This is a genomic window from Catonella morbi ATCC 51271, from assembly GCF_000160035.2.
In the GTDB taxonomy this organism is placed as follows: domain Bacteria; phylum Bacillota; class Clostridia; order Lachnospirales; family Lachnospiraceae; genus Catonella; species Catonella morbi.
In genome coordinates this window covers 41,144-41,725 of the sequence record NZ_KI535372.1, presented here as the reverse complement: position 1 = coordinate 41,725, position 582 = coordinate 41,144, and the positions used below count along the sequence as shown (strand labels likewise).

Here is a 582-nt window from a genome sequence, read left to right as displayed (position 1 = left end):
GGCGACATAGTCTTTTGCATATGCCAAAGGGTTATCCGTGATGTTTAGAAGTTCCGAATGTTTACCAATTTTCTCAATATTTTTAGTTGTGGTTTTATTGCCATTTCTGATTCCCATCTGAACATAGTAAGTTGGATCAATGGCTTTTGTGTTATATCCTAATTTCATAGAAATATTATATCACACTTTTTAATAAAATACAACAGTTACAACAAATATATTATTTTAATTTGACAAAGAAATATATTAAAAAAAGCCCATTTTTCAATGGACTTGATGATTTTGAGCTATATATTACAAGGCATTAACTGTTGAACTCCCGGTCATCCACACAAAGATGCACTTGAACGAATGGGGGCAGAAGGCGGAAAGATACTGAGAACAGACCATATGGGCGCAGTTGAAATAAAGCTTAAGGAAGAAAAACTGTTTATTAAGTATAATTCAAAAGATTTATCAAATAAGGAATTTTTACCTGCAAAAGAATGTGACTGTGAAGACTGTATCAAAATTAAAGTAAATACACATTTAAAAAGTCGGAAAAGCAATTAATCAAATTAAAAGTGTAAATAGTGGAAATGG

1 protein-coding gene is annotated in these 582 nt (G+C 30.9%); it reads left to right on the top strand.

The genetic code is table 11. The features are described 5' to 3' along the window. The first annotated feature begins 351 nt into the window (after nucleotides 1–351). Complete coding sequence (locus GCWU000282_RS15620) at nucleotides 352–552, top strand: hypothetical protein (protein ID WP_023356178.1); 201 nt, start codon at nucleotides 352–354, stop codon at nucleotides 550–552. Nucleotides 553–582 lie beyond the last annotated feature (30 nt).

What these genes read in the sequence shown, in the direction of transcription:
- GCWU000282_RS15620 (WP_023356178.1), top strand. Translation starts at nt 352, where the DNA reads ATGGGGGCAGAAGGCGGAAAGATACTGAGAACAGACCATATGGGCGCA.